The sequence below is a fragment of the Aeromonas sp. 95A genome, from assembly GCF_051919235.1.
Taxonomy (GTDB): domain Bacteria; phylum Pseudomonadota; class Gammaproteobacteria; order Enterobacterales; family Aeromonadaceae; genus Aeromonas; species Aeromonas veronii.
The window spans coordinates 4,247,303-4,268,816 of sequence record NZ_JBQBFC010000001.1 but is presented as its reverse complement, the minus strand read 5'-3'; the positions used below and the strand labels follow the sequence as shown (position 1 = coordinate 4,268,816).

Annotated in this window: 24 protein-coding genes; 17 read left to right on the top strand and 7 right to left on the bottom strand. The window is 58.2% G+C overall.

The features are described from left to right. Nucleotides 1–69: 69 nt before the first annotated feature. Complete coding sequence (locus tag ACTG2U_RS19570) at nt 70–1,107, top strand: Mal regulon transcriptional regulator MalI (protein ID WP_439974976.1); 1,038 nt, start codon at nt 70–72, stop codon at nt 1,105–1,107. A 139-nt stretch (nt 1,108–1,246) separates the two neighbouring features. Here the strand turns inward: ACTG2U_RS19570 and ACTG2U_RS19565 are convergent, their stop codons facing one another. Then, the gene (locus ACTG2U_RS19565) at nt 1,247–2,491 is read right to left on the bottom strand and encodes an NADH:flavin oxidoreductase/NADH oxidase family protein (RefSeq protein ID WP_069528230.1); all 1,245 of its coding nucleotides are present in this window, start codon (nt 2,489–2,491) and stop codon (nt 1,247–1,249) included. A 210-nt stretch (nt 2,492–2,701) separates the two neighbouring features. Here ACTG2U_RS19565 and ACTG2U_RS19560 point away from each other — a divergent pair, with 210 nt between their 5' ends. The 6 genes from ACTG2U_RS19560 (at nt 2,702) to ACTG2U_RS19535 (ending at nt 6,014) form a co-directional block, all read left to right on the top strand. Then, nucleotides 2,702–3,166, top strand: coding sequence for a MerR family transcriptional regulator (locus tag ACTG2U_RS19560; protein ID WP_103252220.1), 465 nt, complete (start codon nt 2,702–2,704; stop codon nt 3,164–3,166). A 96-nt stretch (nt 3,167–3,262) separates the two neighbouring features. Then, complete coding sequence (locus tag ACTG2U_RS19555) at nt 3,263–3,526, top strand: hypothetical protein (RefSeq protein ID WP_236379828.1); 264 nt, start codon at nt 3,263–3,265, stop codon at nt 3,524–3,526. A 357-nt stretch (nt 3,527–3,883) separates the two neighbouring features. Then, nucleotides 3,884–4,342, top strand: a complete 459-nt coding sequence (locus ACTG2U_RS19550; RefSeq protein ID WP_042082438.1) for a DUF6998 domain-containing protein — start codon at nt 3,884–3,886, stop codon at nt 4,340–4,342. A gap of 56 nt (nt 4,343–4,398) precedes the next feature. Next, nucleotides 4,399–5,115: an SIS domain-containing protein gene (locus ACTG2U_RS19545; protein ID WP_265775461.1), complete on the top strand. Its 717-nt coding sequence runs from the start codon at nt 4,399–4,401 to the stop codon at nt 5,113–5,115. A gap of 105 nt (nt 5,116–5,220) precedes the next feature. Further along, nucleotides 5,221–5,736, top strand: coding sequence for an AAA family ATPase (locus ACTG2U_RS19540; protein WP_439974975.1), 516 nt, complete (start codon nt 5,221–5,223; stop codon nt 5,734–5,736). A gap of 11 nt (nt 5,737–5,747) precedes the next feature. Continuing rightward, nucleotides 5,748–6,014, top strand: coding sequence for a hypothetical protein (locus ACTG2U_RS19535; protein ID WP_139410646.1), 267 nt, complete (start codon nt 5,748–5,750; stop codon nt 6,012–6,014). Between the two features lie 40 nt (nt 6,015–6,054). Here the strand turns inward: ACTG2U_RS19535 and ACTG2U_RS19530 are convergent, their stop codons facing one another. The 5 genes from ACTG2U_RS19530 to ACTG2U_RS19510 are packed head-to-tail and all read right to left on the bottom strand — an operon-like array spanning nt 6,055 to nt 8,909. Next, a complete protein-coding gene (locus ACTG2U_RS19530; RefSeq protein ID WP_005334596.1) occupies nt 6,055–6,546 on the bottom strand; it encodes a Dps family protein in 492 nt (163 codons plus the stop codon). A 4-nt stretch (nt 6,547–6,550) separates the two neighbouring features. Then, a complete protein-coding gene (locus ACTG2U_RS19525; RefSeq protein WP_439974974.1) occupies nt 6,551–6,988 on the bottom strand; it encodes a PaaI family thioesterase in 438 nt (145 codons plus the stop codon). A 49-nt stretch (nt 6,989–7,037) separates the two neighbouring features. Next, nucleotides 7,038–7,379 (bottom strand): carboxymuconolactone decarboxylase family protein, encoded by a 342-nt coding sequence (locus ACTG2U_RS19520; protein ID WP_302245647.1) that lies wholly within the window; start codon nt 7,377–7,379, stop codon nt 7,038–7,040. Between the two features lie 4 nt (nt 7,380–7,383). Continuing rightward, entirely contained in the window at nt 7,384–8,370 is a 987-nt protein-coding gene (locus tag ACTG2U_RS19515) for an SLAC1 anion channel family protein (RefSeq protein WP_439974973.1), read from the bottom strand. A 35-nt stretch (nt 8,371–8,405) separates the two neighbouring features. Then, nucleotides 8,406–8,909 (bottom strand): NifB/NifX family molybdenum-iron cluster-binding protein, encoded by a 504-nt coding sequence (locus tag ACTG2U_RS19510; RefSeq protein WP_005361981.1) that lies wholly within the window; start codon nt 8,907–8,909, stop codon nt 8,406–8,408. A gap of 758 nt (nt 8,910–9,667) precedes the next feature. Here ACTG2U_RS19510 and ACTG2U_RS19505 point away from each other — a divergent pair. The 10 genes from ACTG2U_RS19505 (at nt 9,668) to ACTG2U_RS19460 (ending at nt 21,033) form a co-directional block, all read left to right on the top strand. Then, nucleotides 9,668–11,575, top strand: a complete 1,908-nt coding sequence (locus tag ACTG2U_RS19505; RefSeq protein WP_439974972.1) for a PTS fructose transporter subunit IIABC — start codon at nt 9,668–9,670, stop codon at nt 11,573–11,575. A 577-nt stretch (nt 11,576–12,152) separates the two neighbouring features. Next, nucleotides 12,153–13,559 carry a hexose-6-phosphate:phosphate antiporter gene (gene uhpT, locus ACTG2U_RS19500; RefSeq protein WP_005334609.1) on the top strand — a complete coding sequence of 469 codons (1,407 nt, stop codon included), beginning with the start codon at nt 12,153–12,155 and terminating at the stop codon, nt 13,557–13,559. Between the two features lie 219 nt (nt 13,560–13,778). After that, complete coding sequence (locus ACTG2U_RS19495) at nt 13,779–14,084, top strand: PTS fructose transporter subunit IIB (RefSeq protein ID WP_005334611.1); 306 nt, start codon at nt 13,779–13,781, stop codon at nt 14,082–14,084. Then, nucleotides 14,084–14,851, top strand: coding sequence for a PTS sugar transporter subunit IIA (locus ACTG2U_RS19490; RefSeq protein WP_101529903.1), 768 nt, complete (start codon nt 14,084–14,086; stop codon nt 14,849–14,851). The genes ACTG2U_RS19495 and ACTG2U_RS19490 overlap by 1 nt, the downstream gene beginning before the upstream one ends. Before the next feature lie 103 nt (nt 14,852–14,954). Then, on the top strand, nt 14,955–15,869 hold the full coding sequence (gene rluE, locus ACTG2U_RS19485) for a 23S rRNA pseudouridine(2457) synthase RluE (RefSeq protein WP_439974971.1): 915 nt from the start codon (nt 14,955–14,957) through the stop codon (nt 15,867–15,869). Beyond that, the gene (locus tag ACTG2U_RS19480; protein WP_021229916.1) at nt 15,869–16,360 is read left to right on the top strand and encodes an NUDIX hydrolase; all 492 of its coding nucleotides are present in this window, start codon (nt 15,869–15,871) and stop codon (nt 16,358–16,360) included. Before rluE ends, ACTG2U_RS19480 begins: the two co-directional genes overlap by 1 nt. Before the next feature lie 157 nt (nt 16,361–16,517). Further along, nucleotides 16,518–17,624 carry a tRNA 2-thiouridine(34) synthase MnmA gene (gene mnmA, locus ACTG2U_RS19475; RefSeq protein ID WP_005353619.1) on the top strand — a complete coding sequence of 369 codons (1,107 nt, stop codon included), beginning with the start codon at nt 16,518–16,520 and terminating at the stop codon, nt 17,622–17,624. A gap of 23 nt (nt 17,625–17,647) precedes the next feature. Further along, nucleotides 17,648–18,262 (top strand): high frequency lysogenization protein HflD, encoded by a 615-nt coding sequence (gene hflD / locus ACTG2U_RS19470; RefSeq protein ID WP_005334622.1) that lies wholly within the window; start codon nt 17,648–17,650, stop codon nt 18,260–18,262. Nucleotides 18,263–18,392: 130 nt separating this feature from the next. Further along, complete coding sequence (gene purB / locus ACTG2U_RS19465) at nt 18,393–19,763, top strand: adenylosuccinate lyase (protein ID WP_005334624.1); 1,371 nt, start codon at nt 18,393–18,395, stop codon at nt 19,761–19,763. Between the two features lie 139 nt (nt 19,764–19,902). Beyond that, nucleotides 19,903–21,033: a ribosomal protein uL16 3-hydroxylase gene (locus ACTG2U_RS19460; protein WP_439974970.1), complete on the top strand. Its 1,131-nt coding sequence runs from the start codon at nt 19,903–19,905 to the stop codon at nt 21,031–21,033. A gap of 50 nt (nt 21,034–21,083) precedes the next feature. On the opposite strand, the gene ACTG2U_RS19455 is transcribed toward ACTG2U_RS19460, so the two are convergent. Beyond that, nucleotides 21,084–21,503, bottom strand: a complete 420-nt coding sequence (locus tag ACTG2U_RS19455; protein WP_368173619.1) for a hypothetical protein — start codon at nt 21,501–21,503, stop codon at nt 21,084–21,086. Nucleotides 21,504–21,514 lie beyond the last annotated feature (11 nt).

Sequence of the window (21,514 nt, the reverse complement as noted above, 5' to 3'; positions counted from 1 at the left end):
CGTTTCACTTGAGCATCTGAGCAGGTATGCTGGGGCCTCGCTTTCAACTGTCCGTCGTCCATTCGCCCTATGTCGCCCAAATCCCTCTCTGCCAAAGCCACCAAGATCACCGATGTCGCCCAGCGGGCGGGAGTGTCGGTCACCACCGTCTCCATGGTGCTCAACGGCAAGGGGCGCATCTCGCCGGCCACCGCCGAGCGGGTGCAGCAGGCGATAAAAGAGCTCGACTACGTGCCCAACAGCGCCGCCGCCAACCTGCGCAGCCAGCAATCCAATCTGGTGGGGCTGATCCTGCGCGACATCACCGACCCCTTCTATACCGAGGTGACCGCCGGGGTGAGCGAGGTGCTGGAGCAGCAGGGCTATCTGCTGTTTCTGACCCAGTGCGGCCACAGTCCGGAGCGGCTGCAGCAGAGCATCCACTCCCTGTCACGGCAGGGGGTGGCGGGCATCATCTTCAATCCGGTGCGCGGCGCGGCGGCCAAAACCCTGGAGACCCTGCTCGACTCCGAGCTGCCAGTGGTGTGCGCCGCCCGTTCCTACTATCGGGATGATGTGGACTTTATCGGCCCTGACAACACCCACGCCGCCAAGCAGGCCACCACCTACCTTATCGAGCAGGGCCACCGCCATATCGCCTATGTCGGCGGGCGGGCCGACTCCCTCACCCGCGCCGAGCGGATCGGTGGCTACTGCGCCAGCCTGTTGCAATATGGCCTGCCCTTCAAACCGGAGTGGGTACTGGAGTGCGAGCGCACCCAGCGCAGCGCTGCCGACACCATCGCCCAACTGCTGCACCAGCACCCCAAGGTGACCGCTATTCTCTGCCACTACCCCGAGGTGGCACTCGGCGCCATCTATGGCGTCGAGGCGAGCGGCCGCACCGTGGGCAAGGACAACTACATCGGCCAGCAGGTGGCCCTGCTCGGCTTTGACGATGTGGCGGAAGCGGAACTGACCACCCCCGCCCTCACCTTTGTCAGCTCACCGGCCCGCGAAATCGGCCGTCAGGCGGCAAAGCGACTGTTGACCCGGATGCAGCAACCCGATCTCGCCCCCAACCGCCATATCATCACCCCCAATCTGCAAAAGCGGGAGTCGGCTTGAGCTGGCAAGGCTGACCCATCTGCAGCAACCCGAGCTCACCCCCAACCGCCATATCATCACCGCTCACCAGCAAACCGCAAAAGCGGGAGTTGGCCTAAGCTCGCCAGGCAGGCTCGCCCGCCTGCGAACCACCCTCTCTTCACTTTTCCTGCGCCTTGATCCAGCGCCGATAACGGGCGTTGCCAAGCAGGGTTTGCCACTGCTGGCAAGCCAGCGCCAGCGATGGCGCAACCTTGGGGTGGCTCGGCTGACCTCGGCCCAGCCGCCGCAGCTGGTATTTCACCATCGCCATATAACCTACCGAAGCCAACACCTTGTTGCGCCAGGGGATGGGTCTGAGCTCGGCGCTTGCCGCCTGCTCACGGCGCCATCTGGCGGGCAGATCCGGGGCGATGGCAAGCGCGGTGGCCATGCCAACGACCGCCACTCCGCTGCCGAGCACTTGTTCCACCACCGGATAACGGCGGATCCCCCCGGTCACCATCACGGGCATATGAGCGGCACTCACTATCTCTTCGGCAAACGTCAGAAAATAGGCTTCCCGCGCCAGAGTGCGGCCATCGCGGGCCTGACCGTGCATGGCGGGCGCCTCGTAACTGCCACCGGAGAGCTCCACCAGATCCACCCCGAGCGGGTTGAGCATGTCGACCACAGCCTTGGCATCTTCGGTACTGAAGCCGCCACGCTGAAAGTCGGCGGAGTTGAGTTTGACCGACAGTGAGAAGCGCTCCCCCACCTGCTCACGGATCCCCTGCACTATCTCCAGCAGCAAGCGGGCACGATTCTCAAGGCTGCCGCCCCAACGATCGTGGCGCTGGTTGGTGAGCGGCGAGAGGAACTGGCTCAGCAGATAACCGTGCGCAGCGTGGATCTGCACTCCGTCAAAGCCGAGACGCTGTGCCAACAGCGCCGTATTGATAAAGCGTGCTTTCACCTCGGCAATATCGGCTTCGCTCATGGCCCTGGGCGGAGAGAACTGTTTGGAGAAACTGCCGAGCGCCATGGGCACGGCGGAAGGTGCCAGGGTAGGTTGCCCCAGCGCCGCCGGCATCTGGCGACCGGGGTGGTTGATCTGCATCCAGATCTGGGCGCCCCCGCTTTTGGCCGCTTCGGCCCAGGCCCTGAAACGCCCGGCCAGCTGTGGGGATAGCGCCGGGGTGTCGAGCACCACGCCCCCCGCTCCCGTCATGGCGTGCCCATCCACCATCACATTGCCAGTGATGATAAGGCCAGCGCCACCCTCAGCCCAGGTACGATAGAGGCGGATCAGCGCCTCGGAGGGGGCATGGTCACGGTCAGCCATGTTCTCTTCCATGGCTGCCTTGGCGAGGCGGTTGATAAGCTGGCTGCCATTTGGCAGGGTCAGGGGAGTAAATGGGTTCATGGCGATCTCCTCGGTAGTGAGGACCCCACCATAAGTTTGAAGCTGACTTGAAGGTCAAGCCCTTTGTCGAGATGCCGCTACGACCAAGGAAAGGCTCCTCCCCTTGCTCGGAGCCGTTGACATTCAAGCGGGCTTTAACCCTAGAATCTCCCGGCCCCCGCCCCTCAGCCTTAGCGTCAGGGGCCATCAACCCGCAGCCCAGGAGGCAAGATGAAGATCGGTGAACTGGCCAGACAGACCGGCATGGCGGCATCGGCTATCCGCTTTTACGAAGCCAGGGGCCTGCTCAACAAGGTGCAACGGGGGGCCAACGGCTATCGCGACTACCCGCCCGAGACAGTGCCGTTGCTGACCATCATCAGCCAGGCACAGCAGGCAGGCTTCTCCCTCGACGAGATCAAGCAGCTGGTACCGGCGGATATCAGCACCTGGCAACACGCCCCGCTGCTGGCGGCACTCAAGGCCAAGGTGAGCGACATAGAGACGCTGGAGGCCAGGCTTGCCCACAGCAAGCAGCAGTTGCAGACCCTGATCCGGCTGGTGGAGTCCAAACCCGACGAGATGCCCTGTGAAGAGAACGCCGCTCGGGTATTGGCCAGCATGGGCATACCCTCCCACGAGCACGTCGCAAAGGCTGCCACCACGGCCAAGTCTGCGTCACGCCACAAAAGGTGATCCTGTTCACAACCGGCACACTCCCTCGACCAGAGAGGTTGAGAGCCAAGTGGAGAGGAATATGATGGGCGCCTCCCTCTCTTCACGAGCCCCTTTATGAGCAACCCGCACGACCAGAATCCGCCAACTGAAATCCATCGCTGTGACAAATGCGGCGAGCGTACCCGCCATATCGTGGTGCTGGTCGCCCGCGATCACACTCAGGACATCATGCCCAAGGATCCGCGCAAAGCCTTCTGGCAAGCCTTTACTTCCAGCAGCATCACCAACTGGGCGTTTGGTGAAACACTGGCCTACCAGACCACCCATGTAAAACATCTAATTTGCGAACGCTGCGGGGAGAAGTTTCTGGAGTATTGATGGCTCCAGTCTGTCATCCATCACACAACCAACTGAATAAACTCCCGTCATCAAGCAAGTAGTTTGTTGATCCTTGGCAGGTTTTTACCTGCTGCCGGTTTTGCATTGCCCCCACCGTGATTACCATGGCTCACTTGGCAACCGGGGTTGGGAGGGACGTTGCCGAGATCGCTCTGGCCACCATAGCACCATCACCTCCCGCCACATCACCGGTTAACAGCAGCAGAGTGGAGGCTGTCGTCCAGGGGCGGTAGCATGGCAGCAAGAAATGAGATATAGCGATAATTTCCTCGTGACCGTCCAATTACGTTTCGACAATCCGACCGACAAAACTGAACAATCAAAGCGGTAAAAAACATGATCGATCACAAGCGATTCCAGAGATTGGTACAACAGCTCTACTCGACGGTAGAGGAGCTTGAAGAAATGTTTCCGGGGCGACACTTTACGCCCGATGGCCATATGGTCGGCAGTATTGGCGAATGTCTGGTTGCTGATGCTTACGGGTTAGAATTGATGAATGCATCAAACAAGGGATATGACGCTTTATCTCCATCCGGGCTGCAAGTTGAAATCAAAGCAACGCAGGCAAAATCAGTCGCCTTCCGCAGCCAGCCAGAACACACCATCGCCATCAAAATTCTTCCCAACGGCACATTCGAAGAGATTTTTAATGGCCCGGGAAACTTGGTATGGCAGCAGTTTGACGGGAAACCCCTGCCCTCAAATGGTCAATACCAAATTTCTCTTAACAAGCTCAAAGAATTAAACAAGCAGGTTGATAAATCTCAGCGGATCTTAAGAGTCACCCAATAGAACCCGTTCACAGGATGAGGTGCCCCTCTCCGGCAACAGAAAAGGATCCCGCCGTTATGTTTGAGTACGTCGAAAAACTGCAAGCGCGCATTGCTACCATGGTCAGTCAGAACGAAGCCGGGATCCGGCAGGCGGCCCACTGGTTTAGCGAGGCTATCGTCCACAACAAGATGATCCATATGTTGGGCACCGGGCACTCTCATATGGTAGGACTGGAGGGGTTTATCCGTGCCGGTGGCCTTGGCAATATCAACGCCGTACTCGACTCCACCGTCACCACTGCCGATGGTGCCCTGCGCAGCTCGGCGCTGGAGAAGCTGCCGGGGCTTGCCGCCATCCTGTGGGAGGAGCAGCCGATTGCGCCGGGGGATCTGATGGTGGTCATCTCCAATTCGGGTCGCAACGCCCTGCCCATCGAGTGGGCCCAGCTTGCCAAAGCACGCGGCCACAAGGTGATCGCTATTACCTCGGTGGCGCAATCGGCACAAAATCCGAGTCGTCACCCTTCAGGCCAGAAACTGATGGAGCTGGCCGATCTGGTACTGGACAACTGCGTGCCGCCGGGCGATGGCCTGTGCGAAGTCAATGATCGGGTTACCGGCGCCTTCTCCTCCATCTCCGGCATGGTGCTGATCAATACGCTGGTAGTCGAAGCGCAGAAACTGGCGCTGGCACAAGGTGTCACCCCGCTTATTTTCTCCAGCCAGAATGTGGATGGCTTTAATAACGATGATGTTTACCGCCATTTCCAAGGGCGATTGAAGTCGATGTAAGCAATTAAGATATTGTCGCGGTAAACGTTGGGCTTCACTTCGTTCAGCTCCAACCTACGATGCTTGGCCCAACTTACGAGATGCTCCAGAAAAGAGCGCTCATAGATGAAACAAATTCTGATTATTGGCAACTCGGGATCGGGCAAGAGCTGGTTGGCGGCGCAGCTGGCTGAGGTATTAACTATCCGCGAGGTCAATCTGGACACCATCGTCTGGCAACCGGGCGGCTTTAACCAAAAACGGCCCCAGCATGAGATTGATCATGCCATTCAAATACTTGCTCAAGAGCCATCATGGGTGGTCGAAGGGGTATTTGGTGCCCTGGCCGAGCAACTGCTTGATGCCGCCGATACCCTGCTTTTTCTGGATCTCGACTGGTCGGTATGCCGTGATTCACTGCTATCGCGCGGATCACAAAGTGCCAGGCAACGGGATACAGTGGCAGCCGAAGAGAGCTTTCAACAACTGCTGGTGTGGGCATCTGAATATGGGCAGCGAGCCAGTAAAAGCTCCCGCCACTTCCATCGCGAGCTGTTTGATCGATTCCCAAACGACAAGCACCGTTTCACGACTCGGGCAGAGGTAAATAGCTATCTCACTCAACTGACCGTTAACAGCTAACAGGAAACTGGATGGACCAATACAAACAGACTCCAAAACCTGACCATATATTTTTCAGAAAATTTATATCCTATCTGGCTATTACCTTGCCTATCGGCCTGATCCCGGAATTTATTCGGCAGGACTTTCATCTGGACTTGCTCTCATGGCAGGAGGGCGGCCGCCTCACTCTGATCATGATTGGCGTCGCGGCGGCAATGGCGGGAGTTGACTGGCTCGTGCATCGCTATCGAACCAAACGACAGCAGCCAAAGGGCCCGGTTGGACCAAACAGGTAAGAGAAGATCGGGCTGCCAAAGATATGGCAGCCCCGTGCCATCAGGAGAGCATGCTTCTTAGCATCCAGGCGGTTTTTTCATGAATATCGATGCGCTGGGTCAGCACATCGGCGGTGGGCTGGTCATTGACGGCATCGACCAGATCGAACAGTTTTCTGGCGGTTCTCGCCGTGGCTTCTTGCGCCAACACCAGATGTTTGAGCATTTCACTGGCACAGGGCACCCCTTCGACCTCCTCAATGGAGGAGAGACGGACAAACTCCTTATATGTGCCGGGAGCGGGGAAGCCCAATGCGCGGATCCGCTCGGCAATAACATCCAGCGCATTCCACTGCTCGGTGTATTGATCCATAAACATATTGTGCAGACTGTTGAACTGCGGGCCGGTTACGTTCCAGTGAAAATTGTGGGTCATCAAATAAAGGGTGTAACTATCGGCAAGCAGTGCCGACAATCCATCTGCAATTTTCTTGCGATCGGCTGCTGAAATACCGATATCCATTTCTGGTAAAACCACACTCTCTTTTTTCATCACGCTAACTCCTGTCATTGGCTTTCGGCTTGATAAATTTGGCCGATGCTTTTGCAACAATCATCCCGCCGACCGACGCTACGGCATTCAGGCGATAGATACCGTGACGCCGGTCGACTATTCTGGCCGACAGCGCTACTTTGCTGCCGATATCGATGGGAGCAATAAAACGAACGGTCAGCTCCGCTGTTAATCCTCTTATTCCCCGTTGCAGCAACGCATGTGTCATCACCGCATCGAGCAGGGTGCTGGTCATGCCGCCATGCAAAATATCGCTGTAACCCTGATGGCGCTGGTCGGCAATAAACAGCCCTTCCGTCGTCCCTTCCTCCCCCTGGTAAAAGCGAATTCCCAGTGAATCCGGGTTATGAGTGCCGCACACCATACAACGGGCGTGGGACATCATGGTCTGTTGATAGTTCTCTGATTGATATTCATCCACTTGATCTATTCACTCGCTATTTGGCCACTCGCATGTTGAGAACAGAGTGCTAGGAGAGCAGCTCTTCGATGGCGGCATGTGCCTGGGTGCCATAGATGATGGAGGGGCCGCCTCCCATCAATACCGCGACATCTACCGTTGCAATCAGCTCCGCTCGCGAAGCACCGGCCTTCACGGCCCCGGCAACATGGGCGGCAATGCAGCCATCGCAGCGGGAAGCGATACCAATACCGAGGGCGATCATTTCCCGATATTTCAGCGCCAGCGACTCGTCCTCTTTCATAACGGCTTTGTGCAGCGCAATAAACGCATTCATGGTATCCGGGCTGCTCTTGCGATAAGCAGAGCCAAGCTTGTGTTGTTCTTTATTGATCTCTCGATAATTTTTCATCACGTTATTTCTCCGGTGTGAAAATCTCACCTTTATAGAATGACTGCACTGTCATGCTGATTAACCAGATGATCAATACAATCAGGGCACACACCACTATTTTGGCCAGATAATATGGAATGATATTCCCGGTTGCGTCGGCAAACATGGCTGAGGCTGCGGAAAATGCCGCCAGTGGAAATGAGTACGCCCACGAAGAGAGAAAGAATTTCAGTTTCAAAAAAGTGAGGGTGTTGTACATCAGCAAGATAAATACAAACAGCGCAAAATAATAAATGACATGGGCAAACAGATCGCCGGAGCTGGCTATTTCGCTATACGAGATAAATCCGATGGAGGGCGGTGCCAGCAGAATAAACATGGTGGGCATCAGCTTCTCGGGCAGGCTCTCATGAAAGAACAGCCGATAGAGCACTATGGTCAGCAGAGAGAACCAGAAAATAAGGCCAATGCTGAAGAAGAACAGGCTGATCTCGTGAAAGCCAAGCGGCACGCCACCCAGGGGCACCACAATATTGCCGACAATCGGAATAAACCATGCCGGGTTGGTGTGGGTGATTGTGAAATGGTCGCGATGGATCCAGTTGCTCATGATGTAGAGGGTGAAGAGCAGCTGCAAGCTGGCGCCCACCGACCAGAGGGCCAGCGCCGCATCATGCCAGCTGGCCCAGTAGGCGGATTGCAGCAGCAAGCTGATTGAGATGGTCGGGAAGAAATTGATCCTGACCGGGTGTTTCAGCTCATGCAGGAACTCGTCATTGTGTCTGAGAATTTTCCAGCCATACATCACCAGAAACGTCGCCAGTAACAGAGATGACAAGACCCCGAACAGGAACCCTGCCGACTGCAACAGCAGCAGATCCGGAAACGCCTTGCGACAGGCAATCGCCGCCCCCGTCAGCCCCATGATGATTGAAAAGAGTGTGACAGGCATATGTGCAATCTTGGTTATGGAGGGGATTTGCTTACCCTCTTGATTCAGGTTTTCCATCAACGTTCCCCTCCAGTTCGGCCTAGCGGTTGTGCTTACTCTTCACAACATTTCTTGTGGTTGCGCTGACGGTTGCCCTGACAGCCCTGCTGTTGTCCGGAGGCTGACTTGCAGCAACCCCCTTTGCCAAGGCGGCCACGGGGAGCGCATTGACGGCTTCCCTTGCCGTGATGGCCAGCCCCCTCGGCGCAGCGCGATGCACTGCCCTGTTCAGCGGATGTCAGCTCGGTCAGATTGCCCGACTCATTGCTCAGCATGTCAGCCATAGCGAGACGCCCCTGACTGGCCTGATAGACGGCAAGCCCACTGCCCAGCAGCTTGCCAAGCATCTTGCTACCGATATTTTTCAGCACGATACGACGGGCTCCCTGCGCCTGAAGCAGCTCCGCCAACGCACTTTTGCACTCGTTGCCAGCCACCGGATTGGCGATCTCTGCCAGCGTGCTCCCCTGTTCATCTACGAATACAAAGCGCTCTGCCTTGGCAAAATGTCCTGCGATATGGTCGTCATTCATCGGAATGGCTGTGATGATGGTCATTTGACCTCCTGCTATCACTGTTGATATTCCGGCCCTGCCCCTTGCCACTCTGCATTAGTCCCCTTGTTCAGGATCTTCCCGCAGGCTTGCCGGTTGGCATGGCCATGTTCCCAGCCTCTTGCAGCAACCAGATGAAGAGCCGTACGCATCAACTTTTACTGGTTTAGTCACGCATCATTCGGCTCGATAAGCGTCTGATCATGATGCCGCCGTAATTGGCATATGCCATGTATACACTCAGTTTATGGCATATGCAACAAACTATTTTTTCCAACGAAGAGGTTTGGGGACTCATTAAAGCTCGCCCTGGCATCATTCCAGGGCGCACCAATCCGCTATCCGCGAGGGCAAAAGGCAGGGGGAGAAATGGCGCATAAAAATCCTAATCCGCCCGGCGAAATGGCGACTTTTTGTGAGAATGGTCACATCTGATGGCGCCGTTTAACCACATATAAATCCAGACTCCTCTGATGATTAATTTATTGATATGGCGTATTACAAATCTGATGGCGAGCCTGACATCAATACATTCGTCTGTTTTTAAAGAAAAAATGGATGGTTGACTGAAAATGGCGAGTCCTGCCTGAAAACGGGATCTTCATCACATCTCGTTTTTCTGCGCACAAAAATCCAGTGATTAGCACATTTGTCCGATAGGGAGGGTGCAGGCGAGCCGCGATAATGATCAGGTCATTTTTATCCAGTACGTCGATACGTACTCACGCATAGCTTCCGTCACCGGAAGCGGGGAGAGCGCTATGATCACCACCTTGATCAATGAACATCTGATCAATCTCGATTTGAAAGCGACACGCAAGGAAGAGGTCTTCACCGAGATGGCCCGCCTGCTGGCGTCGCAAGGCAAGGTCAGCGACGAGCAGGCCTTTATCAAGGATCTGTGGGCCCGCGAAGAGCTGGGCAACACCGGCTTTGAAGAGGGCGTGGCCCTGCCCCACGCCAAGAGTGCAGCGGTATGCAATCCGGCGGTCGCCATCGGCATCAGCCGCAACGGCATCGAGTACGGCGCCGAAGATGGCAAGCCGTCCCACATTTTCTTTATGATCGCCTCCCCCGATGGCGGCGCCAACCACCATATCGAAGTGCTGGCCGAGCTCTCCGGCAAGCTGATCGAGGAGGGCTTTATCGCCAAACTGCTGGCGGCAAAAACCCCGGCCGATGCGCTGGCACTGCTGCTGACCAAGAAAGAGGAGCAGAGCGCGGCCCCGACCACCAGCAAGGGCTTTATCATCGGTGTCACCGGTTGCCCGGCCGGTATCGCCCACACCTATCTGGCGGCCGAGTCGCTGGAGCGCGCCGCCAAGGAGCTGGGTTATGAGGTGAAGGTGGAGACCAACGGCTCCATCGGCGTCAAGAACAGCCCGACTGCGGACGAGATCGCCCGCGCCACCGCCATCGTGGTCGCCTGTGACAAGCAGGTGGACATGGCCCGCTTCAACGGCAAGCCCCTCATCAAGACCGGCGTGAAGGCCCCCATCAAGGATGGCAAGGGTCTGATCGAGCAAGCCCTGAAAGCCCCCGCCTATGTGGCTGGCAAAGAAGATAAAAAAGGTGAAGAGAAGAGCGCGGGCGGCAGTTCCGATCTCTATCGTTTTCTCATGAACGGTGTATCGCACATGATCCCGTTTGTGGTGACCGGCGGTCTGTTGATTGCGCTGGCACTCGCCATCGGCGGCAACCCGACCCCGAGCGGCATGCAGATCCCGGAAGGGAGCATGTGGAACCAGATCCTCAACGTCGGCGTGGCCGCCTTCACCCTGATGATCCCCATTTTGGCCGGCTATATCGCCTACGCCATCGGTGACCGTCCGGCGCTGGCACCGGGCTTTATCGGTGGCTGGATCGCCAACAACGGCAGCTTCTACGGCGCTGACGCCGGTACCGGCTTTATCGGTGCCATCATTGCGGGCCTGTTGGTCGGTTATCTGGTGCGCTGGATTGCGACCCGTCAGTACCACAAGATGGTGCAGCCGCTGGTGCCGATCCTGATCGCCCCGATTGTCGGGTCGCTCTTTATCGCTGCGGTATTCATCTTCATCATCGGCGCTCCCATTGCCGACATGATGACTGGCCTCAACACCATGCTGCTCTCCATGAGCGGTGGCAGTCTGGTGCTGCTGGGTATCGTGCTGGGTGGTATGGCCGGCTTTGATATGGGTGGCCCGGTCAACAAGGTGGCCTTCCTCTTCTCCGTCGGCATGATCGCCTCCGGTCAGACCCAGTTCATGGGTGCCATGGCCTGCGCCATCCCGGCTGCGCCCCTTGGCATGTCGCTGGCGACCGTGCTCGGTCGCAAGCTAGGAATCTTCGATGCTTCTGAAATCGAAGCGGGCAAAGCCGCCGGTGCCATGGGTCTGGTGGGTATCTCCGAAGGGGCGATTCCGTTCGCCGCCCGTGATCCGCTGGCCGTGATCCCGGCCAACATTCTGGGCAGCATGACCGCAGCTGTGATGGCCTTCCTATTCGGCATCACCAACAGCGTTGCCCACGGTGGCCCCATCGTGGCCCTGCTGGGTGCGGTCAACAAGCCGCTGCTGGCGCTGCTCTGCATGATCTGCGGTGCCATCGTCACCGGTGTGGTGGCGGTTGCCCTGAAAAAACTGCGGGTCAAAAAGAGTGATGAGGTAACCCTGGCCAAGGCGGCCTGAGTGCCTCTCGCCATCGCGGCTCGTAAAACATGACAAGAGGCCACCCCACGGGGTGGCCTCTTGTTTTTGGGGATGGCTGGTGGGCCGTATTTCCCAATATCGCCAACTGAGAATTGGTGGTCAATCAGCCCTCTCCCTTCACTTTTCCCCTTACCTTTCCCTGGCTCCCTTCTGGCCTATCCATCCCACCAGCCCAGCCCAGCCCAGCACTCACACAGAGCGCCAAACTGGCTGAAATGGCAGCAATCTGGCGTCAGCGGTGTGATGTTTCTCACGCTTTGTCCGCGAAAGCGCAAAAACTAGGAAAATTTCCTAGCCCCACTAGGGATGGCTCTCAAGCCATTTTTTGCCCCTCTTATTAGAGTCACCTCACCTGATGTCGTGACCCGCACCGCGACGGGCAATGTGCCCCGTCATCCCGTGCCGGGCCCGGGTTTATATGGATGGAGCGTCGAGCGCAGCAACGGCTGACAGCCCCGACGTTCCGTTCCCCCTTCCGTGGCGTGACCTCGAACAACCTATCTACAAATGAGGGGCGCGGCGGAAATACCGTCTATCTCGCAGAGGATGAACGAAGATGTTGAAATTGCTCCAACAGGTCCGGGTCCCCACCCTGGACCTGCCGGTCGAAGCCCGGCGCAAGCTCTGGTTCAAGCCGTTTATGCAATCTTATCTGGTTGTATTTATTGGCTATTTGACCATGTATCTGATCCGCAAGAACTTCAACATTGCGCAAAATGACATGATCCAGGAGTACGGTCTCTCCATGACCGAGCTTGGCATGATCGGCCTTGGCTTCTCCATCACCTACGGGGTGGGCAAGACCATCGTCTCCTACTACGCCGATGGCAAGAACACCAAGCAGTTCCTGCCGCTGATGCTGATCCTCTCCGCTCTGTGCATGCTGGGCTTCAGTGCCAGCATGGGCGGCACCGGTTTCAGCCTCTACTTCATGATCTTCTTCTACGCCCTGAGCGGTTTCTTCCAGAGCTGTGGTGGCTCCTGCAGCTACTCCACCATCACCAAGTGGACCCCTCGCAACAAGCGCGGCACCTATCTGGGCATGTGGAACCTATCCCACAACGTGGGCGGTGCCGGTGCGGCCGGTGTGGCGCTGTTTGGTGCCAACTACCTGTTCGATGGCAACGTGCTCGGCATGTTTATCTTCCCCTCCATCATCGCGCTGATCGTCGGCTTTATCGGCCTGCGCTTTGGTAGCGATTCGCCGGAAGCCTATGGCCTTGGCAAGGTGGAAGAGCTGTTTGACGAAGTGGCGAGCGAAGAGGATATCGCCACCGAAGAGCAGAAGCTGACCAAGTGGCAGATCTTCGTGAAGTACGTGCTGCTCAACAAGGTGATCTGGCTGCTCTGCTTTGCCAACATCTTCCTCTACGTGGTGCGTATCGGTATCGACCAGTGGTCTACCGTCTATGCCCACCAGGAGCTGGGCTTCTCCAAAGACGTGGCTATTCAGGGCTTTACCTTCTTCGAAGTAGGCGCACTGGTCGGCACCCTGATGTGGGGTTACCTCTCCGATCTGGCCAATGGCCGTCGTGGTCTGGTGGCTTGCGTGGCACTGGCGCTGATCATCGCGACTCTGGGTCTCTACCAGCATGCGACTACCCAGTTTATGTTCCTGGGCTCCCTGTTCACTTTGGGCTTCCTGGTGTTTGGTCCGCAACTGCTGATCGGCGTCGCCGCTGTGGGCTTCGTCCCCAAGCAGGGCATCAGCGTAGCCGATGGCGTCAAGGGGACCTTTGCTTACCTGATTGGTGACAGCTTCGCCAAACTGGGTCTGGGCATGATCGCCGATGGCACCCCCATCTTCGGTCTGACCGGCTGGACCGGCACCTTCGCGGCGCTGGACATCGCAGCCGCCGCCTGTCTGGTACTGATGGGTTGTGTCGCGGTCGCCGAGGAGCGCAAGATCCGCCGCATCAAGCGCGAACTGAAAGCCGCCGAGCTGGCCGCCCAGACCGCCTGATAGCCATAACAACAGACGCAGATTGTTCAGGGCCACCCACAGGGGTGGCCCTTGTTGTTTAGAGCAACCAGACACCCGACTGGCCCGGCATGAGCCTGCACAGCCGTTCAAGGGACGGGCATATCCCCATCAAGATCCCACTTTTCATATGCGCTTTTGGTAAAAGCCCCCCGCTGGCGCTATCTTGTTGCTCCCCCTTGTCAGCATCACAGAGAGCAGATGAAGATCGTCGCCGTCACCGCTTGCCCGACCGGTATTGCCCATACCTATATGGCTGCCGATGCCCTGCAAAAAGCCGCCACTGGGCTGGGACTCAAGATCAAGGTCGAGACTCAGGGCGCCATGGGCATGGAAAACATGCTGACCGCCCGCGATATTGCCAGCGCCGACCTGGTGCTGATTGCCTCCGATATCGAGATTGAGCAGAAAGAGCGCTTCCTCGGCTGCACCATCCATCAGGTGAGACTGGAAACCGTGCTGCTGGATGCCAACGCCGTACTCAAGGCCCTGCCGATCCCGGCCTGATGCTGACCCGCGAAATCACCTTCTACTGCCAGCAGGGGTTGAGCATCACCCAGGCCAAGCAGTTGAACCGGCTGGCGGGGATGTTCAAATCCACCATCCGCTGCGCCAACCTCACCCGGCGCCAGACCGTTGCCGCCAGCAACCAGCTCTCCCTGTTGACCCTCGCCACCCAACCCGGCGATCTCTGCCAGTTGCAGATTGAAGGGTGCGATGCCGAGCTCGCCCACATGGCCTTCACCTGCTGGTGCGGCGAACTGGGTCAACCGCTGGTGCGCCCGCGCACCGCCGCGCTGGCGGAGTTGCGACTGGCCAACGCTCTGCCCGACTACCATTTTGCCCTGCGCCAGCTGGCCCACAGCCCCGAACCGCTGACCAAGGCCGAAGCCCTCGAGCATCTGATCGATCTGCTGCCCGCCGAGCTGATCACCGACCGCGCCACACTGACCGCCGCGGTGGAGCGGCGCGAGCAGGTCTCGGCCACCATCATCCGCCCCGGCCTTGCCATGCCTCATGTATTGAGCGAAGGGATCAGCCAGCCAGCGCTGACCCTGCTCAATTGCAAGGAGCCCATCGAGTGGGGCTCTCAAATCGGGCCGGTGCAGACCATTATTCTGCTGGCGGTGCCGGTTGGTAGCGGACGGGAGACCCTGCGCCCCCTCACCCGACTGGCGCAGGCGATGATCGACGATGTGGTCAGCCACGCCCTGCTGTTGGCGGGCTCGGCCCCCGCCCGTCAGGCTATCGTCATCGAGAGCCTGCTAAGCTAGGCGAATTGGCTCTGGGCACTGCTTGCTGTAACGCCAGCCATTCATCCTGTCCTCAGCCCCTGTGGTACACTCGCTGCCATCGTCTGTCTGAAGTGTGTATCCGATGAAATCTCCCCGCTCCCGTCTCTCTGTCAGCCGCGCGCCGCGCCATAACGCCCCGCGCACGGCGGCCAAACCCGCCGCACCCCGCCATGCATCCCCCCGCAAACCGGAGCTGGCACCGGCGGATCGCAAATTGCTACTGCTGAACAAGCCCTATATGGTGCTCTGCCAGTTCACCGACGAGGCGGGCCGGGAGACCCTCAAGGATTACATCAAAGAGCCCGGCATCTATGCCGCAGGGCGGCTCGATCGCGACAGCGAGGGGCTGCTGCTGCTCACCAACGATGGCAAGCTGCAGGCGCGCCTCACCCAGCCGGGGGAGAAGACCCCCAAGACCTACTGGGTGCAGGTGGAAGGCATTCCGAGCGAGGAGAAACTGGCCGCCCTGCGCGCCGGGGTGGAGCTCAATGACGGCATGACCCTGCCCGCCGGGGCGCGCATTATGAATGAACCTGCGGTATGGCCGCGCAATCCGCCCATTCGCGAGCGCAAGGAGATCCCCACCAGCTGGCTGGAGATCAAGATCATCGAGGGACGCAACCGGCAGGTGCGGCGGATGACCGCCCATATCGGCCACCCCACCTTGCGCCTTATTCGCTACGCCATCGGCGACTGGACCCTGGATGGACTGGCACCCGGCGAGAGCCGCAGCCTGCCCGCCCCCGAGCTGGCGCCGCTCTCCGCCCGCCGCCCGCGTCCGTCCTCATCCCGTTCAGGCGCTCATACCGCCAAACCGGCAGGGGAGGCGCCACGGCGGGCCAGCCAGCCGAGACGGGACGAACGCCCCCGCAGCACTCACCCAACCGAGCGTTCAACTTCAAACCCGACCAGCGGCAAACCCCGCAGCAGCGGGCGAGGAACGGCACGCAGACCCGCCCGTGCGGGCAATCCCAATAGCAGCGACAAGGAGTCATGATGAGCAATCAAGCAGAGCAATCGGCCACCAGCCACGCCCGCATGGAGGCGCGCCTGACGGTCGCCGCCCTGGTGCAGTGGCAGGGGCGCTTTCTGGTGGTGGAAGAGGAGATAAAAGGCCAGCGCCGTTTCAACCAACCCGCCGGCCATGTGGAGCCGGGGGAAAACCTGCTTGAAGCGGCCTGTCGTGAGCTGAAAGAAGAGACGGGTCTGACCGCCACACCGACCGCCTGGCTTGGTACCTATCTGTTCAAACCGGCCGACAGCGAGGCCACCTATGTGCGCACCGCCATCATCTTCGACCTTGAAAAAGCGCCGGGTCAGCACCATCCAGAGGATCCTGACGGTGATGTGCTGGCTTGCCACTGGCTCACTCTTGAAGAAATAGCGGAATGCAAACCGGCCCTGCGCAGCCCCTTGGTGTGGCAGTGCATTCAGGATTATCTGGCGGGTACACGGCTGCCGCTCTCGGCCCTCAAGGCCTTTATCTGAGGCCATTTGACACTCTTTTTCGGTGACAAAGGCCAACAACAGAAAAACGATTTCCTGCTATCAGGCTCCTGATGGGAACTGCGGCATGGATATGTGACCGGGGGCGCAAAACTCTGGTAGAATACGCCCCGTTTAAACGAACTGGTAACTTCGACTAATGACAGACAACAGCCAAATCAAGGTGATCGTCGGCATGTCCGGCGGCGTGGATTCTTCCGTCTCGGCCTACCTGCTCCAGCAGCAGGGCTATCAGGTCGAAGGCTTGTTCATGAAGAACTGGGAAGAAGACGACACGGACGAGTACTGCTCTGCCGCCCAGGATTTGGCTGATGCCAAGGCCGTCTGCGACAAGCTGGGGATGAAACTCCACACCATCAACTTCGCGGCCGAGTACTGGGACAATGTGTTCGAGCACTTCCTCGAAGAGTACAAGGCTGGCCGCACGCCAAACCCCGATATCCTGTGCAACAAGGAGATCAAGTTCAAGGCGTTCCTCGAATTTGCCGCCGAAGAGCTGGGTGCCACCTACATCGCCACCGGCCACTATGTGCGCCGTGACGACAGCACAGGCCGCCCGCGCCTGCTGCGCGGTCTCGATACCAACAAGGATCAGAGCTACTTCCTCTATACCCTGAGCGAGAAGCAAGTGGGTCAGAGCCTGTTCCCGGTTGGCGACCTGGAAAAGCCCGAGGTGCGCCGCATCGCCGAGCAGCTGGATCTCATCACCGCCAAGAAGAAAGACTCCACCGGCATCTGCTTTATCGGCGAGCGCAAGTTCAAGGACTTCCTGGCCAAGTTCCTGCCCGCCCAGCCCGGTAAAATCGAGACCGTGGATGGCAAGGTGATCGGCGAGCATCAGGGTCTGATGTATCACACCCTGGGTCAGCGCAAGGGGCTCGGCATCGGTGGTCGCAAAGATGCCACCGAAGAGGCCTGGTATGTGGTCGACAAAGAGGTCGAGCGCAACGTGCTGGTGGTGGCGCAGGGCGAGCATCCTCGCCTCTACTCCGACGGCCTCATCGCCAGCCAGCTGCACTGGGTGGATCGCACCCCCATTCGCGAGCCGCGTCGCTGCACCGTCAAGACCCGCTACCGTCAGCAGGATATCCCCTGCCTGATCCAGCCCATCGACGACGAGACCATCCGGGTCATCTTCGACGAGAAACAGGCTGCGGTGACCCCGGGCCAGTCCGCCGTCTTCTACGACGGGGAAGTGTGTCTGGGCGGCGGCATCATCGAACAACGTTTCAGCCATCCGGTTTGAATCCTTAACAGAAGGCAGCAGACGTGAGCGATAAATTCCAAGACAGAACCATGGCCTTTGCCGGCATCTGCCAGGCCGCGTATCTGGTGCAGAAGGTGGCCCGAGACGGCAGCTGTGACGAGGCCGCCCTGCGCGAGAGCCTCTCCAGCATTCTGGTGACCAACCCGAGCCAGCCGCTCGAGGTGTTCAACAACACCCATCTGGCCATTCGCGACGGCTACCGTGCGCTGGTCGAGCAGCTGGGTGCCGACGGCAGCCAGAAGAATGCCGAGCTGACCCGCTACGTGGTAAGCCTGATTGCACTGGAGCGCAAGCTGGCCAAGCGCAAGGACATTCTCAATATGCTGGGTGAGCGGATCAGCCAGATTGGCCGCCAGCAACAGCACTTCGATCTGCTCGACGAGCAGATTTTGGCCAACATGGCGAGCATCTACAGCGATCTTATCAGCCCCATCGGGCCGCGCATCCAGGTTGCGGGTACTCCGCTGTTCCTGCAGCAACCGCTGGTGCAGCACAAGGTGCGCGCCCTGCTGCTGGCAGGCATTCGGGCCTGCGTGCTGTGGCGTCAGCTCGGTGGCAGCCGCACCCAGATCATCTTCGCTCGCAAGAAGATGGTGGAGCTGGCCAAACGTTACTAATCATCGGCTCGCGCGCGGACCAGCCGAGGTCAACATCAGGGTGAACAGCCGCACATCCGCCTTGATGACGACTCAGCCCCACGCGCGAGTGGATACGGATCCCCCACACAAATCATCAGGAGTTCACCCCATGGAGCTGTCCGCGCTGACTGCTGTTTCCCCGATTGACGGTCGTTATGGCGACAAGGCCGATGCCCTGCGCCCTATCTTCTCCGAATTCGGCCTGCTGCGTTTTCGCGTCGAAGTCGAGGTGCGCTGGTTGCAAAAACTGGCCAGCCACGCCGGGATCCCGGAAGTCCCTGCCCTGAGCGCGGCCGCCAACGCCCTGCTCGACGGCATCGTCAGCAACTTCAACGAGAGTGACGCCGCCCGTATCAAACAGATCGAGCGCACCACCAACCATGATGTGAAAGCGGTGGAGTACTTCCTCAAAGAGAAGGTCGAAGTGAACCCGGAGCTGGCGGCTGTCAGCGAGTTCATCCACTTCGCCTGCACCTCGGAAGACATCAACAACAACTCCCACGGTCTGATGCTGAAAACCGCTCGCGAAGAGGTCATCAAGCCTTATTGCGAAAAGCTGATCAGCGAGCTCAAACGTCTGGCTCACGAGTATCGTGACATGCCGCTGCTCTCCCGTACCCACGGCCAGCCGGCCACCCCGAGCACCATGGGCAAGGAGATGGCCAACGTCGCCTACCGTCTTGAGCGCCAGTTCAAGCAGATCATGGCGGTGGAGATCCTCGGCAAAATCAACGGTGCGGTCGGCAACTACAACGCCCACCTCAGCGCCTACCCGGATGTGGACTGGCACCAGTTCTCCGAGGAGTTCGTTACCTCTCTGGGCCTGACCTGGAACCCCTACACCACCCAGATCGAGCCACACGACTATATCGCCGAGCTGTTCGACGCCATGGCCCGCTTCAACACCATCCTGATCGACTTCGACCGCGATGTGTGGGGTTACATCTCCCTGGGTCACTTCAAGCAGCGCACCATCGCAGGCGAAATTGGCTCCTCCACCATGCCGCACAAGGTCAACCCCATCGACTTCGAGAACTCCGAAGGCAATCTGGGTCTGGCCAACGCCGTGTTCCAGCATCTGGCGAGCAAGCTGCCCATCTCCCGCTGGCAGCGTGACCTCACCGACTCTACCGTGCTGCGCAACCTGGGTGTGGCGGTGGGTTACTCCCTGATTGCCTATCAGGCGACCCTCAAGGGCATCTCCAAGCTGGAAGCCAACGACGCCGCCATGGCCGCCGATCTGGATGCCAACTGGGAAGTGCTGGCCGAGCCGATCCAGACCGTGATGCGCCGCTACGGTATCGAGAAGCCCTACGAGAAACTCAAGGAGCTGACCCGTGGTCGCCGCGTCGATGCCGAAGGGATGCGTACCTTTATCGACACCCTGGAGTTGCCGGAAGCGGTCAAGGTTGAGCTGAAGAAGCTAACCCCGGCCAACTACATCGGTGACGCCCAACGTCTGGTTGATCTGCTGAAATAAGCGGATAAATGACACTACCGGGGCCCTGTGCATGATCTGCAACAGGGCCCCTGTTATTTTCCCTGCCACGGCAGGATCCCGAGTGGCTTTTCCCAAGCCGGCCTTGGGCAAAACCTCTTTGCGAGACACGAGAAACAGCATGTACGAACTCAATCTGGATATCGCTCACTTCCTTGAGCACTACTGGCAGAAGCGCCCGCTCCTTATCAAGGGTGGCTTCAAGGACTTTCAGGATCCCATCAGCCCGGACGAGCTGGCCGGTCTGGCCATGGAAGAGGTGGTAGAGTCGCGCCTCGTCACCCGTTTCGACGGCAAGTGGGATGCTGCCCACGGCCCCTTCGAATCCTACGACCATCTGGGCGAAGAGAACTGGACCATTCTGGTACAGGCTTGCAACCACTGGGCCCCCGAGGTGAACGAGCTGGCGGTGCCGTTCCAGTTCATTCCGGGCTGGCGCTTTGACGATGTGATGGTGAGCTTCTCCACCCCTCACGCGGGTGTCGGCCCCCACATCGACAACTACGATGTGTTCATCACCCAGGGGCTGGGCAAACGCCACTGGCGGGTTGGCGATGCCAAGCCCCTCAACGAGTTTGCCGCCCACGCCGCCCTGCTGCACTGCGAGCCGTTCGAGGCGATCATCGACGTCATCATGGAGCCGGGCGACATCCTCTACATTCCGCCCGGATTCCCCCACGAAGGCTACGCCATCGAGCCCTCCATGAACTTCTCGGTGGGTTTCCGCGCACCGGATGCCAAGGCGCTTATCTCCTCCTTTGCCGATCACCTGATCGACAACGAGGTGCGTACCGAGCGTTACGGCGATGCCGATCTCAAGCCCCGCGCCCGTCACGGCGAGATCCAGCCCCACGAGCTGCACCGTCTGCGCGAGCTGATGCAGCAGGCCCTCGATGACGAGACTCTGTTCAAGGAGTGGTTCGGCACCATGATCTCCGAGGCCAAGCACGATCTGGACGTCAATCCGGTGGAGCCAGACTACAGCGCCGAGGAAGTGGCCGACCTGCTGACCCAGGGCGAGCCCGCCATCAAGGTGCCGGGTCTGCGCACCGTCTGGTTTAGCGGCGAGAGCCAGCAGTGCTTCATCGATGGCGAAGCCTGGACCCTGCAGAGCGAAGATCCGGCAGCCATTTCGCTCCTGTGCGACAAGGACATCATCACTCAGGCCGACATGGTGGAGCTGGCCGATCAGGCCGGCTTCCTGCAACTGCTGACCCGTCTGGTCAACCGCGGGTACTGGTTCTTTTCATAAAAAGAATACTAATATAAGGGTGGTAAATTACTGCCCTTACTCTATTTAAATTAAAACTTTCGTTCAAAACATGATTTCAATTTATTGATTTGATTTAGCAAACTTAATAAGCAATTTTTTTTGTCGCCTGAAAAGAATATATCATCCGTCATTATCTTTTTAACAGACAAAAGACATTCTTTTCTTTGTAATTCATTATTCTTATCATATAAATTTATTTCTTTCACAATCCATTGAAGCTTAACATACATACTAACCTGATATAAATACTTGCTATTGTCAAAGGTACTATTAGATATAATATCTATGCACTCATCAAATATTCGGTCCAATGATGTTGACAAGTCATCAATCTTCAAATTTATGAAGTCGTGTTTTGATGCTTGCCTACCTAAACGATGTGTAATAGGAACAGCAATAATTGATACTATAAGTGCCAGCACGGCTATTATTAGCTCAGCATCTTTCATTACTAATACCA